Origin of the sequence: Rhodobacter sp., from assembly GCA_020637515.1 — a bacterium.
Classification (GTDB): Bacteria; Pseudomonadota; Alphaproteobacteria; order Rhodobacterales; family Rhodobacteraceae; genus Pararhodobacter.
In genome coordinates this window covers 68,782-89,956 of the sequence record JACKKG010000001.1, presented here as the reverse complement: position 1 = coordinate 89,956, position 21,175 = coordinate 68,782, and the positions used below count along the sequence as shown (strand labels likewise).

Below are 21,175 nucleotides of genomic sequence, written 5' to 3'. Positions count from 1 at the left end.
CTTTCTTCTGGCCAATGTTCCCTTTTCGTGCTAGTCCGGACCAAAGCCCGGGACAAACCGGGCGGGGGAATCAAAGGGCAGGGCGACGCATGCGTGTGATGGGAATCGATCCCGGTTTGCGCAATCTCGGTTGGGGCGTGATCGACGTTCAGGGCACGCGCCTGCGCCACGTCGGAAATGGCGTGCTGCATTCCGAGGGGGCGGATCTGGCCAGCCGGCTCCTGAGCCTGCACATCCAGCTCGAAGCGGTCCTGCGCCAGCAGGTCCCGGATTGCGCGGCGGTCGAACAGACCTTTGTCAACAAGGACGCGGTGGCGACTCTGAAACTGGGCCATGCCCGGGCCATCGCGCTGCTGGTGCCCGCTCAGGCCGGCCTGACCGTCGGCGAATACGCGCCCAACGCGGTCAAGAAGGCCGTGGTCGGCGTGGGCAAGGCGGCCAAGGTGCAGGTCGATCACATGGTGCGGATGCAATTGCCGGGGGTGACGATCGCCGGTCCGGACGCGGCCGACGCGCTGGCGGTTGCCATCTGCCACGCGTTTCACATGCAAAGCGCGGGCCGCCTGCAAGCCGCGTTGAGGGCCGCGGAATGATTGGCAAGCTGTCGGGTCGGATCGACTATCGCGCCACGGATCACGTGCTGCTGGACGTGAAGGGCGTCGGCTACATCGTCCATGTGTCCGAACGCACGCTGATGGCTCTGCCCGGGCCGGGGGGCATGGCCGCGCTCTATACCGAACTTCTGGTGCGCGAGGATCTGTTGCAGCTTTTCGGCTTTCTGACCCTGGCCGAAAAGGAATGGCACCGGCTGCTGATGTCGGTGCAGGGCGTCGGGGCCAAGGCGGCGATGGCCATTCTGGGCACGCTGGGGCCCGAGGGCGTCTCGCGCGCCATCGCGATCGGCGATGCGGGCGCGGTGCGCAAGGCGCCGGGCGTGGGTCCGAAGCTGGCGCAGCGCGTCGTGCTGGAACTGAAGGACAAGGCCCCCACCGTGATGGCGATGGGCGCCGCGGCCGCCGATCTCACGCCCGAGGGCGCGGTGATCGAAACCGTGCCTTCCGGCGCGGGCGCGGCGCCGATTGCGGCCGTGGCCGACGCGGGCGCCGCGCCCTCCGGACCCCGGGCCGAGGCGCGCCGCCAAGCCCAGCAGGCCCAGGCGGACGCGCTGTCGGCGCTGACCAATCTGGGCTATGGCCCGTCCGAGGCGGCACAGGCCGTCGCCACCGCCGCCGAAGACCACGGCGAAACCCCCGCTCTGATCCGGGCGGCCCTGAAACTGCTGGCGCCAAAGTCGTGACCCCGTTGCCCGCGCAATCCCGACGTGATCCCGTGAACCAGACGTTGACGCCTGCCGGCCTTTCCGATCAACCTGCCGCATGACATCGCCAGACCAGACGCTTCGCCCAGATCGCCAGCCCGAGGACGCCGACCGCGCCCTCAGGCCGCAGATGCTGGACGAATTCATCGGCCAGCACGAGGCTCGGGCCAATCTCAAGGTGTTCATCCAGTCGGCCCGACTGCGCGGCGAGGCGATGGACCACACGCTGTTCTACGGCCCGCCCGGGCTGGGCAAGACCACGCTGGCACAGATCATGGCGCGCGAACTGGGCGTCGGGTTCCGCATGACCTCGGGTCCGGTGCTGGCCAAGGCGGGCGATCTGGCGGCGATCCTGACCAACCTCGAAGCCCGCGACGTGCTCTTCATCGACGAGATCCACCGCCTCAATCCCGCCGTTGAAGAGGTCCTCTACCCCGCGATGGAGGATTTCCAGCTCGACCTGGTGATTGGCGAAGGGCCGGCGGCGCGCACCGTGCGGATCGAACTGCAACCCTTCACCCTGGTCGGCGCCACCACGCGGCTGGGCCTGCTGACCACGCCGCTCAGGGACCGGTTCGGCATCCCGACGCGGCTGCAATTCTATACCGAACCCGAACTGTGCGAGATCGTCGCGCGCGGGGCACGGCTGCTCAACATCGCGGCCGAGGACGCGGGCGTGCGCGAAATCGCGCGCCGCGCCCGCGGCACCCCGCGGATCGCCAACCGCCTGTTGCGCCGCGTCGTGGATTTCGCCCTGGTCGAAGGCGACGGCCGCCTGACCTGTGCGCTGGCCGACAACGCGCTGAATCGGCTGGGCGTGGATCATCTCGGCCTCGACGGCGCGGATCGGCGCTACCTGCGGCTCATCGCGGAAAGCTACGGCGGCGGGCCGGTGGGGGTGGAAACCATCGCCGCCGCGCTCAGCGAAAGCCGCGATGCGATCGAAGAGGTGATCGAACCCTTTCTGTTGCAGCAGGGCCTGGCCGCGCGCACGCCGCGCGGTCGGATGCTGACCCAGGCCAGTTGGGGGCACCTTGGCCTGACCCCGCCCAGACCGGCCAACCAGCAGGACCTGTTCGAAACCGGCCCCCCCTCCGGCAAATGAGCAAGGGCGCCGCAATCGGGCGCCCCATCATCTTGTCCGAAATACGCACAGGGATTTTCAAGGGGGGCGTGCCCCCCTTGAAGCGGGGGTGCGGGGGCGGCAGCCCCCGCCGCCGCGTCAACCTGCGTCAAACCGCGCCGCAGCCGACGCTCTCAGCCGACGATCGTCGCCTCGGTCGCGGCACGCAGGTCGGCTTCGCTCACGCCCTCGGCGCATTCGACGATCCTCAACCCGCCTTCGACAACGTCCAGAACACCCAGGTTCGTGATGATCCGGTTGACCACCGCCTTGCCCGTCAGGGGCAGGGTGCAGGATTTCAGCACCTTGGATTCCCCGTGCTTCGAAGTGTGGTCCATCACCACGATGACTCGCTTGACACCGGCCACCAGGTCCATCGCGCCGCCCATGCCCTTGACCAGCTTGCCGGGGATCATCCAGTTCGCCAGGTCGCCGTTCTCGGCCACTTCCATCGCGCCCAGGATCGCCATGGCGATCTTTCCGCCCCGGATCATCGCGAACGAGGTCGCGCTGTCGAAATAGGCGGTGTGGGGCAGCGCCGTCACGGTCTGCTTGCCGGCGTTGATGAGGTCGGCGTCCACGGCGTCGTCGGTCGGGAAGGGGCCGATGCCCAGCATGCCGTTTTCCGACTGCAAGGTCACGGTCATCCCCTCGGGGATATAGTTCGCCACCAGGGTCGGAATGCCGATCCCCAGGTTCACATACATCCCGTCCTGCAATTCCTGCGCCGCCCGGGCGGCCATCTGGTTGCGATCCCAAGCCATGATGTCAGCCCTCCTTATGCCTTGCGCGTGGTGCGCTGTTCGATGCGCTTCTCGTGCTCGCCCTGGATCAGGCGGTGCACGTAGATCCCGGGCAGATGAATGTGATCGGGGTCCAGCGAGCCGGCGGGCACGATTTCCTCGACCTCCATGATGCAGACCTTGCCGCAGGTCGCCGCCGGAGGATTGAAGTTGCGCGCGGTCTTGCGGAACACGGCGTTGCCGGTGGTGTCCGCCTTCCACGCCTTGACGATCGCGATATCCATCACCAGCCCGGTTTCCAGGATATAGGTCTCGCCGTTGAAATCCTTGTGTTCCTTGCCATCGGCAATGACCGTGCCGACGCCGGTCTTGGTGTAGAACCCGGGGATGCCCGCGCCGCCGGCGCGCATGCGTTCGGCCAGCGTGCCCTGGGGGTTGAACTCCAGCTCCAGCTCGCCGGACAGATACTGTCGCATGAACTCGGCGTTTTCGCCGACATAGGACGAGATCATCTTCTTCACCTGCCGCGATTGCAGCAGAACGCCCAGGCCGAATTCGTCCACGCCAGCGTTGTTCGAGGCCACCGTCAGCCCCTTGACGCCCGAGTCCCGGATCGCGGCGATCAGCAGTTCCGGAATGCCGCACAGGCCGAAGCCGCCCGACGCGATGGTCATTCCGTCGAACAGAAGCCCGTCCAGGGCTTCGGCGGCGGAACCGTAGATCTTCTGCATGATACCCCCCGAAAGCTGGTTGTCCCGTTTTTGACGCGGCAGTGCGGCGAAGTCAATCGGCGTGGCCGCCTGGCGGCGCGCGCCTCTTGCGCCCCGGTCTCGCCGGGGTATTGTGCGCGCCATGTTGACTGGATTTCGTTCCCTGCTCGTGCTTGCGGTCCTGGCGCTGGCGGCCTGTTCGCCCGTGCGGCCCCAGCCTGCGCAGCCGGTTCCGGCGCCCGAGGGTGGCAATCATCAGGTCAGCTACCTGGTGCTGTCGCCAGACGGCCCCGCCGCGGGGCAGGGGCGCGCCTATTTCACGGGCGCCGGCGCGCGCCTGTCCTCGTTGACCTTTCTGGCGCAGGGGCGCGGCGCCTACACCGTCGAGGCCCGCTGCGACGCGCCCGCGCGGCACCGGTTCGAGGGCGCCGATCACGGCCAGACGGATGCCTGGACCGCCGCCGGCCAGCCGGTGCGCTTTCGTGTCGGCCCGGCCGAGCGCGCGCGCAGCTGGCTGGACCTCGACCCCGCGACCGGGGCCTGCGACCTGAGCGTGACGCCAGGCGGGCGCCCGGCCTGGACGCTGCATGTCCAGCGCGAGGAAACCGCGCTGCCCGCCGTCGCGCGTCTGGATGCGATCGTGCCGGGCTGCGCGCGCAGCGCCGGGGGGGATGCGTTGGACCGGGCCTTCATGGCGTCGGGCGGGTTGTCGGCCACCTGTCCCGCGCCGGTCGGCGCCAGCCGGATGTTGCCTGACGGGCTGGATGCGCTGAACGCCAAGATCGAGGCCCTGACCGGCGCCCGCGTCAGCCGCGCGGCGCTCGAGGTGGGCGATCCGGACATGGCGCTGGATTGGCGTGACGCGCCGCATCTCGATCTGATTTACGTCAACTATCTGAACCTGAACGCGGATTTCGCGGGCTACCTGATTGCCCGGATGCTGGCCTGGCACGCGGCGCGGGGCACGGTGGTGCGGATCCTGGTGTCCGATATCATGCTGACCGACACCGACCGCGCCCTGTTCGAGGGGTTGGCCGCCCGCTATCCGACCGTGCAGGTGCAGCCCTATCGCCTGCCCGCCAGCGCCGCGCGCGGGCTTGAGGGGCAGTTGGGGCGGTTGCACCGCATCACGCATGTCAAGCTGTTCGCCACCCTTGCGCGCGAACCGGGGCGATCGCGCGCCATGATCGGCGGGCGCAACATTCACGAGGGGTATTTCTTTGAAAGCCCCCGGGATCTGAGCGCCTGGCCCTTTCTGCATCAGTATGACCCCAGCCACAATCGGCTGACCGGGGGCTTCACCGCCTACGACGACTTTGAAATCGAACTGAGCCGCGACGCCACCGTGCGACTGATCGCCGCGCATATGGGGGCGCTGTGGCATCGCGATTACGACAGCCAGGCGTTGCGGCCGCTTGCAGCCCCGGGGGGGGCGGCGACGGTGCGGGACGGCGTGGTGCGGCACTACATCTCGATCCCGTTCACCGATGGCGAGGCGATGGCGCGCTATTATGCGGGGCTGATCGATGCCGCGCAGCGGTCGATCCACATCGCCATTCCCTATCTGAACCTGCCCGACAACATCGACGCCGCCCTGCACCGTGCCCGCGATCGTGGGGTCGAGGTCACGGTCGTGACCACGGTGCGCGTGCGCGAGGCGACGGATTTCATGGTGTCGGGGCTGAACCGGGCCTTTGCCAACGCCTTTGGCGGCTGGGTGCGGTTTTTCGATTACGATCCCTTCCCGCGCCTGCTGCACGCAAAGCTCATCACCATCGACGGGCGGCTGGCGATCATCGCCTCGACCAACCTGAACCGCCGCAGCTTTGCCCATGACTTCGAAAACGGGCTGGTGTTCATGGATCGGGGCATCGCCCGGGGGGTGGATGGGGTCATCCAGTCCTATGTCGCGCGCGCAAACCGGGTTCGCCCGCCGCAGCCGGTCTCAGGGCTGGTGCACTGGCTGGACAGCCTCAGACTGATTTCCCGCGCCTTCTAGCCGGTGCGTCAGCCGCCGGACGTCTTTGCCTTGGGCTTGGCCTTGGGCGTGGCTTTGGGCTTTGCGGGGGCCTTGGCCGGGCTTTTGGCGGCCTTGCCCTTGCCCTTGGTCGCAGCCTTGGCCGCGATCAGTTCCAGCGCCTGCTCCAGGGTGACGGCGTCGGGCGCGACGTCCTTGGGCAGGGTCGCGTTGACCTTGTCCCATTTGACATAGGGCCCGTAGCGGCCCGGCATCACCTGCACGGACCCGCCATCGGGATGATCGCCCAGCACCTTCAGGGGTTGCGCCGTGGCGCCGCGCCCCGGGCCGCGCGCAAGCTTGGCGGCCAGGACCTCGACCGCGCGGTTCATGCCAATGGTGAACACTTCGTCCACCTCGGGAAGGTTCGCGTAGGTGGCGTTGTGCTTCACATAGGGGCCAAAGCGCCCGATCCCGGCCTCGACCAGGGCGCCGTCCTCAGGGTGCGGGCCGATGGGGCGCGGCAGCGAGAGCAGGCTCACGGCCTTGTCCAGGTCCATCGCATCGGGCGCCCAGCCCTTGGGCAGGCTGGCGCGGGGCGGCTTGGGCACCTCGGCCGAGACCTCGCCGCGCTGGACATAGGGGCCAAAGCGCCCGGCCCGCAGAAAGATCGGATCGCCCTGATCGTGGCCCAGAAGCTTTCCGTCGCCGGAAAGCTCGGCGTCCCCCTCGTCGCCCGACAGCGGCCGGGTATAGCGGCACTCGGGATAATTGTTGCAGCCGATGAAGGCCCCGCCCGAACGCGCGGTCTTCAGATTGAGCCGCCCCTTTCCGCAGGTCGGACACAGGCGGGGATCGCCGCCATCCTCGCGCGGGGGATAGAGATGCGGCGCCAGGACCTCGTCGATCTTTTCCAGCACATCGGTGATGCGCAGTTCGGTCGTTTCCTCGATCGCGGCGTGAAAGTCGCGCCAGAAGCCGGACAGAACCTCCTTGTAGTTCCGCGACCCGGCCGAGACATCGTCGAGTTGCTCTTCCAGATCGGCGGTGAAATCGTATTCCAGATATTTGCGGAAATAGTTGACCAGGAAGATCGTCACCAGCCGGCCCTTGTCTTCGGGGATCAGTCGGTTCTTGTCCTTGCGGACATAGCCGCGTTCCTGGATCGTGGTGACGATGCTGGCATAGGTCGAGGGGCGCCCGATGCCCAGCTCTTCCATCCGCTTGACCAGCGTCGCTTCCGTGTAGCGCGGCGGCGGTTGGGTGAAGTGCTGCTCGGGCACGATCGCCTTCTTGCCGGTGGCTTCGCCCTGCGACAGTTGCGGCAGGCGCCCTTCGTCGCCGTCTTCATCGTCGCGGCCTTCCTCGTAGACCTTGAGGAAACCGTCGAACAGAACCACCTGACCCGTCGCGCGCAAGCCGACCTGCCCGTCCTTTGAGCCGATCTCGGCGGTGGTGCGCTCCAGGCGCGCGGCCTCCATCTGGCAAGCGATGGTGCGCTTCCAGATCAGATCGTAGAGCTTGCGCTGGTCGCTCTCGGCCAGGCGCAGGCTGTCGGGGTCCGCGGCCATGTCGGTCGGGCGGATGCACTCGTGCGCTTCCTGCGCGTTCTTGGCCTTGTTCTTGTAGATCCGCGGGCTGGCGGGGACATAATCCTTGCCGAACCGGCGGGCAATTTCGTCCCGGGCCTGGGCCACGGCCTCGGGCGCCATGTCGATGCCGTCGGTCCGCATGTAGGTGATATGCCCGGCCTCGTAGAGACGCTGCGCGGCGGCCATGGTCTGCTTGGCGCCCATGCCGAACTTGCGGCTGGCCTCCTGTTGCAGGGTCGAGGTCATGAAGGGCGCCGTCGGGTGGCGCTGCGCGGGCTTGGCCTCGACCGACTGCACGAAGAGATCGCGCGAGGTCAGCGCCTGCACGGCGATCTCGGCAGCCTGCTGGGTCGCCAGGTCGAACTTGTCCAGCTTCTTGCCACCCAGGTTGACCATCCGTGCGGTGAACTCGGCGCCCCGGGCATTGGCCAGCGTGGCGGTCACACTCCAGTATTCGCGGGCGCGGAAGGCCTCGATCTCCATCTCGCGCTCGACGATCAGGCGCAGGCAGACCGACTGGACCCGCCCGGCCGAACGCGCGCCCGGCAATTTGCGCCACAGCACGGGCGACAGGTTGAACCCCACCAGATAGTCCAGCGCGCGCCGCGCGAGATAGGCCTCGACCAGCGGCGCGTCCACCTGCCGGGGGTGCTTCATCGCCTCGAGGATCGCGGTTTTCGTGATCGCGTTGAAGGTGACGCGGCTCACGGTCTTGCCCTTCAGCTTCTTTTCCAGCGCCTGTTCCAGGTGCCACGAGATCGCCTCGCCCTCGCGGTCGGGGTCGGTGGCCAGGATCAGCGTGTCGTCGTCCTTCAGGGCGTCGGTGATCGCCTTGATGTGCTTTTTCGAATCCGCCGCGACCTCCCATTTCATGTCGAAATCGTGGTCGGGATCGACCGAGCCGTCCTTGGCCGGCAGGTCGCGCACATGGCCGAATGACGCCAGAACGGTATAGTCCTTGCCCAGGTATTTGTTGATGGTCTTGGCCTTGGCGGGGGACTCGACGACGACAACTGCCATGCAAACCTCTGACGATGAACGCCTTTCATCCGGTCAATCCGGGGCGCGCGGGTTCAACCGCGCCGCATAGATGGGTCGAACGCGGGTGGATGTCAATCGCGAGGCCGGTGCGCCGCTGCTTTGGCACGGGGTCTTTCCGGCCCCACCCAGGGGCCGCGCGCCCCGGTTTGCACGCCGGTTCGGGTGGTATGTTCCGGGCGCAAATCTTGGGGCATTCGGGGGGGCATTCCGGGGGGCGACAGGCCTGGCGCGGGGCAGTTTCCGGCACCCGGGCCAGGGGCCTGGCGGGGCGCGCCGTCACCGCCGGGCCGTCCGCGTCGCGCGCGCTGAGGGGGGGGGGGCGCGGCGAGGGGTCAGGCCCGGGCCAACATTCCGCCGGGTTGGCGCTGCACCCGACCGTCGAGTTCCAGAAACAGCAGCGCCGGCGCGAGCGTGGCGGCCGGCAGGCCAAGATCGCGCACGAGTTGATCCTCGGCCACCGGGGCCGAGCCGAGCCTGTCCAGGATTTGGCGGTGCAAGGTCAGCGTGTCCACGGCATTCGGGCGCGTGACGGTCGCCGCCGGCGCCGGCGCCGGATCGGCGGCGCGCCGCGCGGCCGCGACGGGCGGGTGCGCGGCCAGACTGTCCTCGAGCGCGGCGATCACGTCCTCGACCCCCGCGACCAGCCGCGCGCCGTCGCGGATCAGCCGGTTGCACCCGGCGGCGCGGGCGTCCATCGGGTGGCCGGGCACCGCCATCACCTCGCGCCCCTGGTCCAGCGCATCGCGGGCGGTGATCAGACTGCCCGAGCCATCGGCGGCCTCGACCACCACCACGGCATGGGCCAGCCCCGCGATCAGCCGGTTACGGCGCGGGAAATGGCGCGCCTGCGGTTGCAGGCCGATCGGCTGTTCGGACACCAGCGCGCCCTGGTCGGCGATGGCGGCGGCCAGGGGCGCGTTCTCGGCGGGATAGATCACATCGACACCGCCCGCCATGACGGCGACGGTGCCGGTCTTCAGGGCCGCCTGATGCGCCACGGTATCGATGCCCCGGGCCAGGCCGGACACCACGGTCAACCCGTGGAACCCCAGCCCCTCGGCAAGCTTGCGCGCCATGCGGCCGCCCAGGCTCGAGGCGTTGCGCGATCCGACCAGCGCCACGGCGGGACGGTCCAGAACCGCCTGGCATCCGCGCGCCCACAACACCGGCGGCGGATCCGACAGCGCGGCCAGCGCCGCCGGATAGCCGGGCGCACCCAGGAAAAGCAGACGGGCGCCCCGACGGGTGCCGCTGTCGATCTCGCGCCAGGCGGCCTCGGTGGGAAAGGGGGCATAATCCGATTCGCCCGCGGCAGCCGCCAGCGCGGGCAGGGCTGCCAACGCCGCCTGCGCGCTGCCGTGTTCGGCCATCAGCCGCTGAAATGTCGATGCGCCAACCCGGCGCGAGCGAATGAGGCGAAGCCACGACAAGCGGTCTTCTTCCGTGGTGGGTGGGGTGAAGGGTGTGGGAGAAGAAAGTGTAGTCCCGTCCATCGCAACCTCGCCTCATTCGATTCGCAGGTTGCCGGCAGAAGGTTAACAGGTGGTGAAGAAATTCCGCGCATCACCGAATAAATGCGCGACACCCCGCATCATCTTGTCCGAAATACGCACGGGGATTTTCAAGGGGGGCGTGCCCCCCTTGAAGCGGGGGTGTGGGGGCGGCAGCCCCCACCGCCCTGGGTCGCCGCGCCCCTAGGCCACGCCGCCGACGGTCAGCCCGCCGATCAGCAGCGACGGCTGGCCAACCCCCACCGGCACCCATTGCCCCGCCTTGCCGCAATTGCCGATGCCCGGGTCCAGCGCCAGATCGTTGCCGATGCCGCGCACGTTCTTCAACACCGAAGGCCCGTCGCCGATCAGGGTCGCGCCCTTGACCGGTGCGCCGACCTTGCCGTTCGTCACCCGGTAGGCCTCGGTGCAGGAAAACACGAACTTGCCCGAGGTGATGTCCACCTGCCCGCCGCCAAAGCCGACCGCCCAGATGCCGTCCTTCATGCCCGCAACCAGCGAATCGGGGGCATCGCGGCCAGCCAACATCACGGTGTTCGTCATGCGTGGCATCGGCGCATGGGCGTAGCTTTCGCGCCGGCCGTTGCCGGTGGGCTCCACGCCCATCAGCCGGGCGTTCTGGCGATCCTGCATGTAGCCCACCAGCACGCCGTCCTCGATCAGGACGGTGCGCGCGCCGGGCGTGCCCTCGTCATCGACGCTGACCGAACCGCGCCGGTCGGGGATCGTGCCATCGTCCAGCACCGTCACCCCCCGGGCGGCGACCTGCTGGCCCATCAGCCCGGCAAAGGCCGAAGTCTTCTTGCGGTTGAAATCGCCCTCCAGCCCGTGGCCCACGGCCTCGTGCAGCAAGATGCCGGGCCAGCCCGGGCCCAGAACCACCTCCAGCGATCCGGCGGGTGCCGGCACGGCATCCAGGTTCACAAGCGCCACGCGCAGCGCCTCGCGCGCCACGGGCTGCCAGTGCGAGGGGTCCATCAGCCCCGACAGGCCGATCCGTCCACCGCCACCGTGATGACCCGATTCGCGCCGCCCCTCGCGTTCCACGATCACCGCAATGGAAATCCGCGCCATCGGCCGGACATCGGTGATCAGATTGCCCTCAGGCCGCAGGATCGCCACCTCCTGCAGGCTGGCGGCCAGGGTCGCGGTGACCTGCACCACGCGCTTGTCCAGCGCGCGCAGATACTCGTCGATGGCGCGCAGCGTGTCGATCTTGGCGGCAAAGCCGGCATCAGAGATCGGGTCGAAATCGCCATAGAGACGCCGGTTGGTTCCGGCCGGCGCGGCGGCCAGCGTGCCGCCGCCCGATCCCACCGCCAGACGGGCCATGCCGACCGCGCGTTTCAGGGCGCTTTCGCTCAGTTCCGAGGCGTGGGCGTAGCCTGCGACATCGCCCCGCACCGCCCTGAGGCCGAAACCCTCGGCCGCGTCATAGCCCGCGCTGCGGATTCGCCCGTCGTCCAGCACGAGTGATTCGGACCGGCGCCGCTCGAGGAACAGCTCGCCGTCATCCGCGCCCTCGGTCGCGCCGCGCAGCAACGACAGGCTGTTGTCGCGGTCCAGCGCGGTTTCGAAGGGACGGAACGGGGCCTCGGGGGTCTGCGTGGCGGCGGTGGCGGTCATCTGCGTCCTTTCGCGTCGGTGTGGCGCGTCCTTGATACAGATCAAGAGGCGGCAACCTGACGCATTGGTTTGGCTTGTTCTGGCGATGCTAATATGATTTTAGGAGAGAGGGAAACCGCCCGTGTCGGCGGGCGCCCCGTTCCGTGCAATGCCCGCACGAACCGGCGCCCTGATCGTCCGGCGGAGGAGAATGACGGTCGAAGAGCCGCGTAAAACGGGAACATAAGATGCATCTTTTCAAGGACCTCACCCGTCTGTCCGCCAAGATGGCCACCGGTCTGGGCGCCGTGGCACTGACGCTGGCCCTGTCCGGTCAGGCCATGGCGCAGACCGTCATCGACGGCCTGCCAGTCCGGGGCGCGCCGCATCCCGAGGGGATCGCGCTGCAAATCGCCTCGACCTCGCTGGCGGACGAGGCGCACTGGATCGACCATATGGTGCTGATCATCATCGGGATCATCACCGCCTTTGTCTGCCTGCTGCTGCTGTGGGTGATCGTGCGCTACAACCGCCGCGCCAACCAGACGCCGGCCCGGTTCACGCACAACTCGCCGCTGGAAGTCGCCTGGACGATCCTGCCGATCTTCATCCTGATCTTCATCGGCTCGTTCACCGTGCCGGCGTTGTTCCGCCAGCAGATCATGCCGCAGGCGGATGTGACCATCAAGATCACCGGCTACCAGTGGTATTGGGGTTACGAGTATCCCGACCACGGCGTCGAATTCTCCAGCTACCTGCTGCAACCCGACGAGTTGGAGGCGCATGGCTACGACCAGAGCTTCAACCTGCTCGCGGTCGATGAGCCGATGGTCGTGCCCGTGGGTCGAAACGTCGTGGTGCAGGTCACCGGTGCCGACGTGATCCACTCGTGGACGATCCCGGCCTTCGCGGTCAAGCAGGACGCCGTTCCCGGCCGTCTGGCCCAGGCCTGGTTCAACGTCGATGAACCGGGGATCTATTTCGGCCAGTGCTCGGAACTCTGCGGTCAGGGGCACGCCTACATGCCGATCGAGATCCGCGCCGTGCCGGAAGCGGATTACATCGCCTGGCTGCAATCGCATGGCGCGACCAACCTCGCCGCCGCGCCGGGCTACACCGAAGCGGCGACGCAACTCGCCTCGGCTTCGAACTGACGTTGACCCCGGGCGCCGCGCGCGGAGCCAGTCCGCCGCGCGGCGCCCGATCTTTCCGGGGGTAAGATGAGCGACATCCAGGCAGATATCGCGGTGCAGGGCGGCGGAACCGGCGAGGCCGGTTTCGGCGACTATGTGCAGCTTCTGAAGCCGCGCGTCATGTCGCTGGTGGTGTTCACCGCCATGGTGGGCCTGCTGGTTGCCCCCGTGCACCTGCACCCGGTCGAATCGCTGGCCGCGATCATCTTCATCGCGCTGGGCGGCGGGGCCTCGGGCGCGCTGAACATGTGGTGGGATGCGGACATCGACCGCGTCATGCGTCGCACCGCCAAGCGTCCCTTGCCCGCGGGCACCATCCAGCCCGGCGAAGCCCTGGGCCTGGGGCTGGCGCTGTCGGGGCTCAGCGTGGTGATGCTGTCGCTGGCCACGAACCTGCTGGCCGGCGGGCTTCTGGCCTTCACCATCTTCTTCTACGCGGTGGTCTACACCATGTGGCTGAAGCGCTCGACGCCGCAGAACATCGTCATCGGCGGCGCGGCGGGGGCTTTTCCGCCCATGATCGGCTGGGCCGCCGCGACGGGCCATATCGGCATCGAATCGGTGCTGATGTTTCTGGTGATCTTCATGTGGACGCCGCCCCATTTCTGGGCGCTGGCGTTGTTCATGAACGACGATTACGACAAGGCGCGCGTGCCGATGCTGACCGTGACCCACGGCCGCCGGGCCACGCGGGCGCACATCCTGGTCTATACCGTGGCGCTGATGCCGGTGGCGCTGGCGGCGGCGTTCACCACCATCGGGGGGCCGATCTATTTCGCGGTCTCGCTGGTGTTGAACGTGCTGTTCCTGATCGGGGCGATCCGCATCTGGCGCCGCCCCGAGGAAACCGCGCAGGCCGACAATTACGCCGTTGAAAAGCGTTTCTTCGCGCTGTCCCTGGCCTATCTGTTCCTGCATTTCATGGCCTTCCTGGTCGAGGCGACGCCCTGGGCCGACCGGCTGGCCGAACTGGCGCATTGGGGGACGGTGACATGGGGCTGACACAGGAACACGAACTGCACCGCCGCCGCCGCAGCCGCAATGTCGGGCTGGGGCTGGTGCTGGCGGCCTTCATCTTGCTGACCTTCGGGTTGACGATGGTGAAGATCAGCCAGGGCAGCGACATGCAGGGCTATGACCACACCTATCAGCTCAGCCCGCGTCACAGCACCCACCCGACCGGGGCGGAGGCGGGCCAATGATGCGGTGGTGGCGCAGCCTTGACGGCATTGGCCGGACGGCGGCGACGACCGTTGCCGTGGTGGTGCTGATGGGTGCGCTGGCCTGGGCCGCGATTCCCGCCTACAACCTGTTCTGCCGTGTCACCGGCTACGGCGGCACCACGGCACGAGCCGAGCGCCCCTCGGATGTGGTGCTGGACCAGGAGGTTGAGGTCCGCTTCGACGCCAGCGTCGAGCGTGGCTTCCCGTGGGAGTTCCACCCGGTCGAACGGACCATGCGCCTGCGGCTGGGCGAGACCGGGATGGCGTTCTACGAGGCCTATAACCCCACCGACCATGTGATCGCGGGGTCGGCCAGCTACAACGTGACGCCCTATTCGGCGGGCGGGTATTTCATCAAGATCGCCTGCTTCTGCTTCACCATGCAGGTTCTGCAACCCGGTGAACGGGTGCAGATGCCGGTCACCTTCTATGTCGATCCGGACATCCTCGACGATCCCGATGTCCAGGCCGAGGGGCTGACCACGATCACCTTGTCCTATACCTTCCACCCGGCAGAGCTGCCCGACGACAGCCAGGCAGCCACGGTCGAGACGAACTGAGGAATTCGGCACCCGCAAACCGGGGCCGGGAACGAAAGGACCGCGCAAGCGGCAAGAAACGGGAAAGTCTGAGGGAACCCATATGGCCCACGCAAAGAACCACGATTACCACGTCCTGCCACCGTCGATCTGGCCGTTCGTCGGCGCGGTCTCGGCCTTTACCATGTTGACCGGCGGCATTCTGTGGATGCACGACATGGGGCCGTGGATCTTCCTGATCGGCTTCGTCGGCGTGCTTTACACCATGTATGCCTGGTGGGCGGACGTCATCGTCGAAAGCCAGTCGGGCGACCACACGCCGGTCGTGGTGATCGGCCTGCGCTATGGTTTCATCCTGTTCATCATCTCCGAGGTGATGTTCTTCTCGGCGTGGTTCTGGACCTTCTTCAAGCACGCGCTCTATCCGATGGGGCCCGATTACCCCGCCGTGGACGGCCCCTGGCCGCCCGCCGGGATCGAGACCTTCAACCCCTGGCACCTGCCGCTCATCAACACGCTGATCCTGCTGCTGTCGGGGTGCGCCGCGACCTGGGCGCACCACGCGCTGGTGCATGACAACAACCGCAAGGACATGGCCAACGGTCTGATCCTGGCCGTGGTGCTGGGCCTGTGCTTCACCGTGCTGCAAGGCTACGAATACAGCCACGCCGCCTTTGGCTTTGCCGGCAACATCTATGGCGCCTCGTTCTTCATGGCGACCGGCTTCCACGGCGCGCATGTGATCATCGGCACGATTTTCCTGTTCATCTGCTACCTGCGGGTGCGTGCCGGCCACTTCACCCCGGAACGCCACGTCGGCTTCGAGGCGGCGGCCTGGTATTGGCACTTTGTCGATGTCGTGTGGCTGTTCCTGTTCGCCTCGATCTATGTCTGGGGCCAATAAGGCCGCGACGCGACTTGCTGATCGACACGCGGGGGGCTATGTGCCCCCCGTTCTCTTTGCAGGAAAGGCGCTGGCATGGGCCGGTTGATCGGGGCGGGGATATTCGGGATTGTCGGTGTTGCGATCCTGATGTCGCTGGGGTTCTGGCAGGTGCGCCGGCTGGAGTGGAAGCTGGACCTCATCGCCCATGTCGAGGCCCGTGTGCACGAAGACCCGGTCGCGTTGCCCGCCGAACCGGCGCCCGAACGCGACCGCTTCCTGCCCGTGACCGTGAGCGGGCGCTTCACCGGCGAGGCGGTGCATGTGCTGTCCAGCATCGAGGGGATCGGCCCGGGCAGCCGCGTGATCGCGGTGCTGGAAACCGCCGGGGGACGCCGGGTTCTGGTGGACCGGGGCTTTCTGCCCGAGAGCGCGCGCGCAGCCTTCGCCGGTGCCGCGGACAACGTCGCCGTGACCGGCAATCTGGACTGGCCCGCCGATACCGACGCCTACACGCCCGCGCCGGACCTGGCGCACGGCCTGTGGTTCTCGCGCGAGGCGGAGCCGATCGCCCGGGCGCTGAACGCCGAGCCGTTCCTGATCGTCGCCAGCCACGACAGCGCCGCCGCGCCGCCGCTGGTCACCGTGCCGATCAGCACGGCGATCTTCCGCAACGATCATCTGGAATATGCGATCACCTGGTTTCTGCTGGCGGCGGTCTGGGCGGTGATGACATTCGCCCTGCTGTGGCGTATCCAGCGCAGCAAGGCTTGAGGAACTCTGATGCACTATATCTCGACCCGGGGCAGCGCGCCCGTTCTGACCTTCGAGCAGGCGATGCTGACAGGGCTGGCCCGAGACGGCGGCCTGTATGTGCCGCAAACCGTGCCGCAGTTTTCGCATGACGCGATCGTGGCGCTGGCCGGCCTGCGCTACGAGGAAATCGCCTTTCGGGTCATCAAGCCCTTTGTCGGCGACACGTTCGACGACAGCCACCTGGAAAAGCTGATCGAGCGCGCCTACCAGGGCTTTGGCCACGCCGCGCGCGCGCCGTTGAAGCAACTGGCGCCCGATCATTTCCTGCTGGAACTGTTCCACGGCCCGACGCTGGCCTTCAAGGACTTTGCCATGCAGCTGATCGGGCAGCTGTTCCAGGCCTCGCTCGATCGTTCAGGCGACCGGATCACCATCGTCGGCGCGACGTCGGGCGATACCGGTTCGGCCGCGATCGAGGCGTTTCGCGGGCTTTCGAACGTGGATGTGTTCATCCTGTTCCCGCATGGCCGCGTCAGCGAGGTGCAGCGCCGCCAGATGACGACGCCCCAGGACGCGAATGTCCACGCCATCGCCGTCGATGGCGATTTCGACACATGCCAGGGCCTGCTCAAGGACATGTTCAACGACTTTGCCTTTCGCGACCGGGTGCGGCTGGCGGGTGTGAACAGCATCAACTGGGCCCGGGTTCTGGCGCAGGTCGTCTATTACTTCAGCGCGGCGACCAGCCTGGGCGCACCGCACCGGCCCGTGGATTTCACCGTGCCCACGGGCAATTTCGGCGACATCTTCGCCGGCTACATCGCCCGCAAGATGGGGCTGCCGATCGGCAAGCTGGTGATCGCGACCAACCAGAACGACATTCTGCACCGCTGCCTGACGACCGGCATCTACCAGACCGAAGGGGTGCGGCCGTCGATTTCGCCGTCGATGGATATTCAGGTCAGCTCGAACTTCGAGCGCGCTTTGTTCGATGCCTATGGCCGTGACGGCAATGCGGTCGCGCAGGTGATGGACGAATTGAAATCGCGCGGCACCTTCACCGTCAGCCAGGGGGCATTGCAGGCCCTGCGCGCCGAATTCGAATCCGGCCGGGTCAGCGAAAAGGAAACCTCGGCCACGATTTCCGCCACGCTGGCGGCCTCGGCCGAGCTGATCTGCCCGCATACCGCCGTCGGTGTCGCCGTGGCCGAGGATCACCAGGGCCGCAACCCGATGGTGACGCTGGCCACCGCCCACCCGGCCAAGTTTCCCGATGCCGTCGAGGGCGCCACCGGGCTGCGCCCGCCGCTGCCCCCGCGCATGGCCGACCTGTTCGATCGGCCCGAGCGGGTGACGCGCATGACCAGTGACCGCGCGGCGCTCCAGGCGCTGATTCTCGACCGGATCGGCATGGGGGCGGGCGCCTGATGCACCGCGTCACCACGCTGCCGAACGGCTTTCGCATCGTCACCGAACCCATGCCGGGGCTGGCCTCGGCGGCGGTTGGGATCTGGGTGACGGCTGGCGCCCGCCACGAACAGGCCGAACAGAACGGCATCGCGCATTTCCTGGAACACATGGCGTTCAAGGGCACCGCGCGCCGCACCGCCTTGCAGATCGCCGAGGAAATCGAGGACGTCGGCGGTTACATCAACGCCTATACCTCGCGCGAGATGACGGCCTATTACGCGCGCGTGCTTCAGGCCGACGTGCCCCTGGCGCTGGACGTGATCGCCGATATCGTCCTGAACCCCGCGTTCGAGGCCCGCGAGATCGAGGTCGAGCGCCATGTCATCTTGCAAGAGATCGGCCAGGCCGCCGATACGCCCGACGACGTGATCTTTGACTGGCTGCAAGAGGCCAGCTATCCCGACCAGCCCCTGGGCCGGCCGATTCTGGGCCCCGCCGACCGGATCGCACGCTACGACGCGGCCGATCTGCGGCGCTTCGTGACCGGACATTACGGGCCGGGGCAGATGATTCTCGCGGCCTCGGGCGCGGTGCAGCACGACATGCTGGTCACACTGGCCGAGGGGCTGTTCGGCCATCTGCCGGCGCTGGTCATGCCGCAGGCTGCCCCCGCGCGGTTCCACGTCAACGAACGGCGCGAGGTCAAGGACCTGGAGCAGGCGCATATCGCGCTGGCGTTCGAGGGCCCGGCGTTTCGCGACCCCGACCTGTTCACCGCGCAGATCTATGCTGCGGCCATGGGCGGCGGCATGTCCTCGCGATTGTTCCAGAAACTGCGCGAGGAACGCGGCCTGTGCTACACGACCTTTGCGCAGGCCGGCGCGCATGACGACACCGGCGCGATCACGATCTACGCCGGCACCGGCGAAGAGGACCTTGCCGAACTGGCGACGCTGACGGTGGACGAGATGAAGCGCGCGGCCGAGGATCTGAGCGAAACCGAAGTCGCCCGCGCCCGCACCCAGATGAAGGCGGGTCTGTTGATGGGGCTGGAAAGCCCGTCGAGCCGCGCCGAGCGTCTGGCGCGGCTGATGGCGATCTGGGACCGCGTGCCGGACCTGGAGGAAACGATCCAGAAGATCGACGCCGTGGACCTGCCCGCGATCCGCACCTATGCCGAACGGCTGGTGTCCGAGGCGCGCGTCAGCATGGCGCTGTATGGCCCGGTGGCGGGCGCCCCCTCGCTGGAGGCGCTGCGCGAAAGGCTGGTGGCGTGATGGGCGGTTTCCTGCTGGCCCCCAAGCGGAAGTTCCGGCTGGAAACCGAACGCATGATCCTGCGCCTGCCCGAGCACGCGGACTATCGCGGCTGGTCGGCCCTGCGTGTGGCCTCGGCCGGGTTCCTGACGCCGTGGGAGCCGACCTGGGCCGAGGATCACCTCTCGCGCCGGGCGTTCACCGGGCGGGTGCAATGGGCCGCGCGGATGCGCACGCAAGGCACCGGGCTGCCGTTGTTCCTGTTCCGGCGCAGCGACAGCCAGATCCTGGGGGCGATCACGCTGGACAACATCCGCCGGGGGCCCGCGCAATCGGGCACCGTCGGCTACTGGATCGGCCAGCCCTTTGCCCGCAACGGCTACATGCGCGAGGCGCTGCGGGCGCTGGTGCACCACGCGTTCACCGAACTCGACCTCTCGCGGATCGAGGCTGCCTGCCTGCCCGAAAACGCCGCCTCGCGCGCGGTGCTGGAAAAGTCCGGCTTCAAATACGAAGGCGTCGCGCAAAGCTATCTTCAGATCAACGGCCGCTGGCGCAATCATGTGCTCTATTCCAACCTGCGCGGCGACCGGCGGGGGCGCACCGATGTCGGTTGAGCCGGCCCTCCTGCGGCGGCTTCGGGGCGGCCCCGCCGGGTGGTCGGTGGTCGGCCCGCGGGTGGCGCCGGGTCACGCGGCGGATGACGGCGCACGGGGTCTGCCATGCTGAACCCTTGCGACGGCGCCTTTCTGGACGGTCTTTCGGGCATGCTTCCTCCGGGCACGCTGATCGCGCCCGAGGCGCGCTACCTGGTCGAATTGCGCGGGCGGATGCATGGCTGCGCGGGGGCGGTGGCGCGGCCGGCCTCGACCGCCGAGGTGTCGGTCATCCTGCGCGCGGCCCAGGCCGCGCGGGTCGGGGTCGTGCCCTACGCGGGCGGCACCGGGCTGGTCGGGGGGCAGGTCATGCCGGACGGGCCGCTGCCCCTGATCCTGTCGGTCGAACGCATGACCCGCCTGCACGACATCGACGTCGCCGGGAACGTGCTGGTGACCGACGCGGGCGCGGTGCTGGCCGATGTCCAGGCGCGGGCCGAACAGGCGGACCGGCTGTTCCCCATGGCGCTGGGTAGCCAGGGCTCGGCGCGAATCGGGGGGCTGCTGGCCACCAACGCGGGCGGCGCAAATGTTCTGCGCTGGGGGACCATGCGCGAGCTGTGCCTGGGCGTCGAGGCGGTGCTGGCCGATGGCTCGGTGGTTGGCGGTCTGAAGCGGCTGCGCAAGAACAACATGGGCTACGACCTGCGGCATCTGCTGATCGGTTCCGAGGGGACGCTGGGGGTCATCACGGCGGCCGCGCTGCGCCTGTTCCCGCGCCCGGCGCGCACCGGCGCGGCGATGCTGGCCGTGCCCTCGCCCGAGGCCGCGCTGGCCCTTCTGGCGCTGGCGCAAGAGCGGCTGGGCGAGGGGGTCTCGGCCTTTGAGCTGATCGGCGGGCAGGGTCCCAGGTTCGTCGCCCGGCATCTGCCCGGTCAACGCCAGCCCTTTGCCGATCCGCCCGACTGGTCGGTGCTGATTGACCTGGGGCTGGTGGCCGCACTGGACCCGGAGCAGGCGCTGAGCGCGCTGTTCGAAGTGGCGCTGGCGAAGGGGCTGGTCCAGGACGGCGTGATCGCCACCAGTGCCGCGCATCGGGCGCAGTTCTGGTCCCTGCGCGAGGCCATCCCCGAGGCGAATCGCCTGGTCGGCGCGATCGCCAGCCACGACGTCGCCCTGCCGCTGGCCGCGTTGCCCGCGTTCATCGCCCGCGCCGACGCGGCGCTGCGGGCCCTGGGCGACATGCGGGTCAATTGTTTCGGCCATGTCGGCGACGGCAACCTGCATTACAACGTCTTTCCGGCCGAGGGGCGGCATCGCGACGCCTATGACGCGCTGCGTCCGGCCATCACCGAGACCGTTCATGGATTGGTGAACGCGATGGGCGGTTCGATCAGCGCGGAACACGGAATCGGGCGCCTGAAGACGCGGGATCTGGTGCGCTACGGCGATGCGGCCGGATTGGCGGCGATGCGGGCCATCAAGGGCGCGCTCGATCCGGCGGGCATTCTCAATCCCGGCGCGGTTCTGGGATAAGCGCGCGCAGTCGCTCCCACCCACCCACCCGCCGCTCCTGCGCGCGCCAGCGCGACTTTGCCGCGTGATGCGGGCCCCTGGCCTTGTCGCGTCTTTTCAGGGTCCTGCCGGGGACCGCGCGTTCGGGTCCGGCCCGGCATTTGAAATTGATCCTTGAGCATGTTAGGGGCGATTCCAACGGTC

19 protein-coding genes are annotated in these 21,175 nt (G+C 68.0%); 14 read left to right on the top strand and 5 right to left on the bottom strand.

The features are described from left to right. Positions 1-89 precede the first annotated feature (89 nt). The 3 genes from ruvC to ruvB all read left to right on the top strand — a co-directional run bounded on the left by ruvC (position 90) and on the right by ruvB (position 2,423). Positions 90-593 (top strand): crossover junction endodeoxyribonuclease RuvC, encoded by a 504-nt coding sequence (gene ruvC, locus H6900_00410; protein MCC0071727.1) that lies wholly within the window; start codon positions 90-92, stop codon positions 591-593. Continuing rightward, on the top strand, positions 590-1,297 hold the full coding sequence (gene ruvA / locus H6900_00405; GenBank protein MCC0071726.1) for a Holliday junction branch migration protein RuvA: 708 nt from the start codon (positions 590-592) through the stop codon (positions 1,295-1,297). The genes ruvC and ruvA overlap by 4 nt, the downstream gene beginning before the upstream one ends. 79 nt (positions 1,298-1,376) lie before the next feature. Further along, a complete protein-coding gene (gene ruvB, locus H6900_00400; protein MCC0071725.1) occupies positions 1,377-2,423 on the top strand; it encodes a Holliday junction branch migration DNA helicase RuvB in 1,047 nt (348 codons plus the stop codon). 152 nt (positions 2,424-2,575) lie between these two features. On the opposite strand, the gene H6900_00395 is transcribed toward ruvB, so the two are convergent. Both H6900_00395 and H6900_00390 read right to left on the bottom strand, forming a co-directional pair. Further along, entirely contained in the window at positions 2,576-3,205 is a 630-nt protein-coding gene (locus H6900_00395; protein ID MCC0071724.1) for a CoA transferase subunit B, read from the bottom strand. 14 nt (positions 3,206-3,219) lie between these two features. Further along, positions 3,220-3,915, bottom strand: coding sequence for a CoA transferase subunit A (locus H6900_00390; protein MCC0071723.1), 696 nt, complete (start codon positions 3,913-3,915; stop codon positions 3,220-3,222). Between the two features lie 121 nt (positions 3,916-4,036). Here H6900_00390 and H6900_00385 point away from each other — a divergent pair, with 121 nt between their 5' ends. Beyond that, positions 4,037-5,893, top strand: coding sequence for a phosphatidylserine/phosphatidylglycerophosphate/cardiolipin synthase family protein (locus tag H6900_00385; protein ID MCC0071722.1), 1,857 nt, complete (start codon positions 4,037-4,039; stop codon positions 5,891-5,893). Positions 5,894-5,901: 8 nt separating this feature from the next. On the opposite strand, the gene topA is transcribed toward H6900_00385, so the two are convergent. The 3 genes from topA to tldD all read right to left on the bottom strand — a co-directional run bounded on the left by topA (position 5,902) and on the right by tldD (position 11,621). Next, entirely contained in the window at positions 5,902-8,463 is a 2,562-nt protein-coding gene (gene topA, locus H6900_00380) for a type I DNA topoisomerase (GenBank protein ID MCC0071721.1), read from the bottom strand. A gap of 353 nt (positions 8,464-8,816) precedes the next feature. After that, on the bottom strand, positions 8,817-9,977 hold the full coding sequence (dprA, locus tag H6900_00375) for a DNA-protecting protein DprA (protein ID MCC0071720.1): 1,161 nt from the start codon (positions 9,975-9,977) through the stop codon (positions 8,817-8,819). A 201-nt stretch (positions 9,978-10,178) separates the two neighbouring features. Next, the gene (tldD, locus tag H6900_00370) at positions 10,179-11,621 is read right to left on the bottom strand and encodes a metalloprotease TldD (protein ID MCC0071719.1); all 1,443 of its coding nucleotides are present in this window, start codon (positions 11,619-11,621) and stop codon (positions 10,179-10,181) included. A gap of 266 nt (positions 11,622-11,887) precedes the next feature. Here tldD and coxB point away from each other — a divergent pair, with 266 nt between their 5' ends. The 10 genes from coxB (at position 11,888) to H6900_00320 (ending at position 20,992) form a co-directional block, all read left to right on the top strand. Next, a complete protein-coding gene (gene coxB / locus H6900_00365; GenBank protein MCC0071718.1) occupies positions 11,888-12,754 on the top strand; it encodes a cytochrome c oxidase subunit II in 867 nt (288 codons plus the stop codon). 66 nt (positions 12,755-12,820) lie between these two features. Continuing rightward, complete coding sequence (locus tag H6900_00360; protein ID MCC0071717.1) at positions 12,821-13,795, top strand: protoheme IX farnesyltransferase; 975 nt, start codon at positions 12,821-12,823, stop codon at positions 13,793-13,795. Further along, entirely contained in the window at positions 13,786-13,995 is a 210-nt protein-coding gene (locus tag H6900_00355; protein ID MCC0071716.1) for a hypothetical protein, read from the top strand. The genes H6900_00360 and H6900_00355 overlap by 10 nt, the downstream gene beginning before the upstream one ends. Further along, positions 13,992-14,576, top strand: a complete 585-nt coding sequence (locus H6900_00350; protein MCC0071715.1) for a cytochrome c oxidase assembly protein — start codon at positions 13,992-13,994, stop codon at positions 14,574-14,576. The genes H6900_00355 and H6900_00350 overlap by 4 nt, the downstream gene beginning before the upstream one ends. A gap of 82 nt (positions 14,577-14,658) precedes the next feature. Further along, the gene (locus H6900_00345; GenBank protein ID MCC0071714.1) at positions 14,659-15,459 is read left to right on the top strand and encodes a cytochrome c oxidase subunit 3; all 801 of its coding nucleotides are present in this window, start codon (positions 14,659-14,661) and stop codon (positions 15,457-15,459) included. 75 nt (positions 15,460-15,534) lie between these two features. Further along, a complete protein-coding gene (locus H6900_00340) occupies positions 15,535-16,212 on the top strand; it encodes an SURF1 family protein (protein MCC0071713.1) in 678 nt (225 codons plus the stop codon). 9 nt (positions 16,213-16,221) lie between these two features. Then, the gene (locus H6900_00335; GenBank protein MCC0071712.1) at positions 16,222-17,622 is read left to right on the top strand and encodes a threonine synthase; all 1,401 of its coding nucleotides are present in this window, start codon (positions 16,222-16,224) and stop codon (positions 17,620-17,622) included. Further along, positions 17,622-18,881, top strand: a complete 1,260-nt coding sequence (locus H6900_00330; GenBank protein MCC0071711.1) for an insulinase family protein — start codon at positions 17,622-17,624, stop codon at positions 18,879-18,881. Before H6900_00335 ends, H6900_00330 begins: the two co-directional genes overlap by 1 nt. Positions 18,882-18,892: 11 nt before the next feature. After that, positions 18,893-19,477, top strand: a complete 585-nt coding sequence (locus H6900_00325) for a GNAT family N-acetyltransferase (protein MCC0071710.1) — start codon at positions 18,893-18,895, stop codon at positions 19,475-19,477. Positions 19,478-19,582: 105 nt separating this feature from the next. Continuing rightward, positions 19,583-20,992: an FAD-binding oxidoreductase gene (locus tag H6900_00320; protein MCC0071709.1), complete on the top strand. Its 1,410-nt coding sequence runs from the start codon at positions 19,583-19,585 to the stop codon at positions 20,990-20,992. The last annotated feature ends 183 nt before the right edge of the window (positions 20,993-21,175 follow it).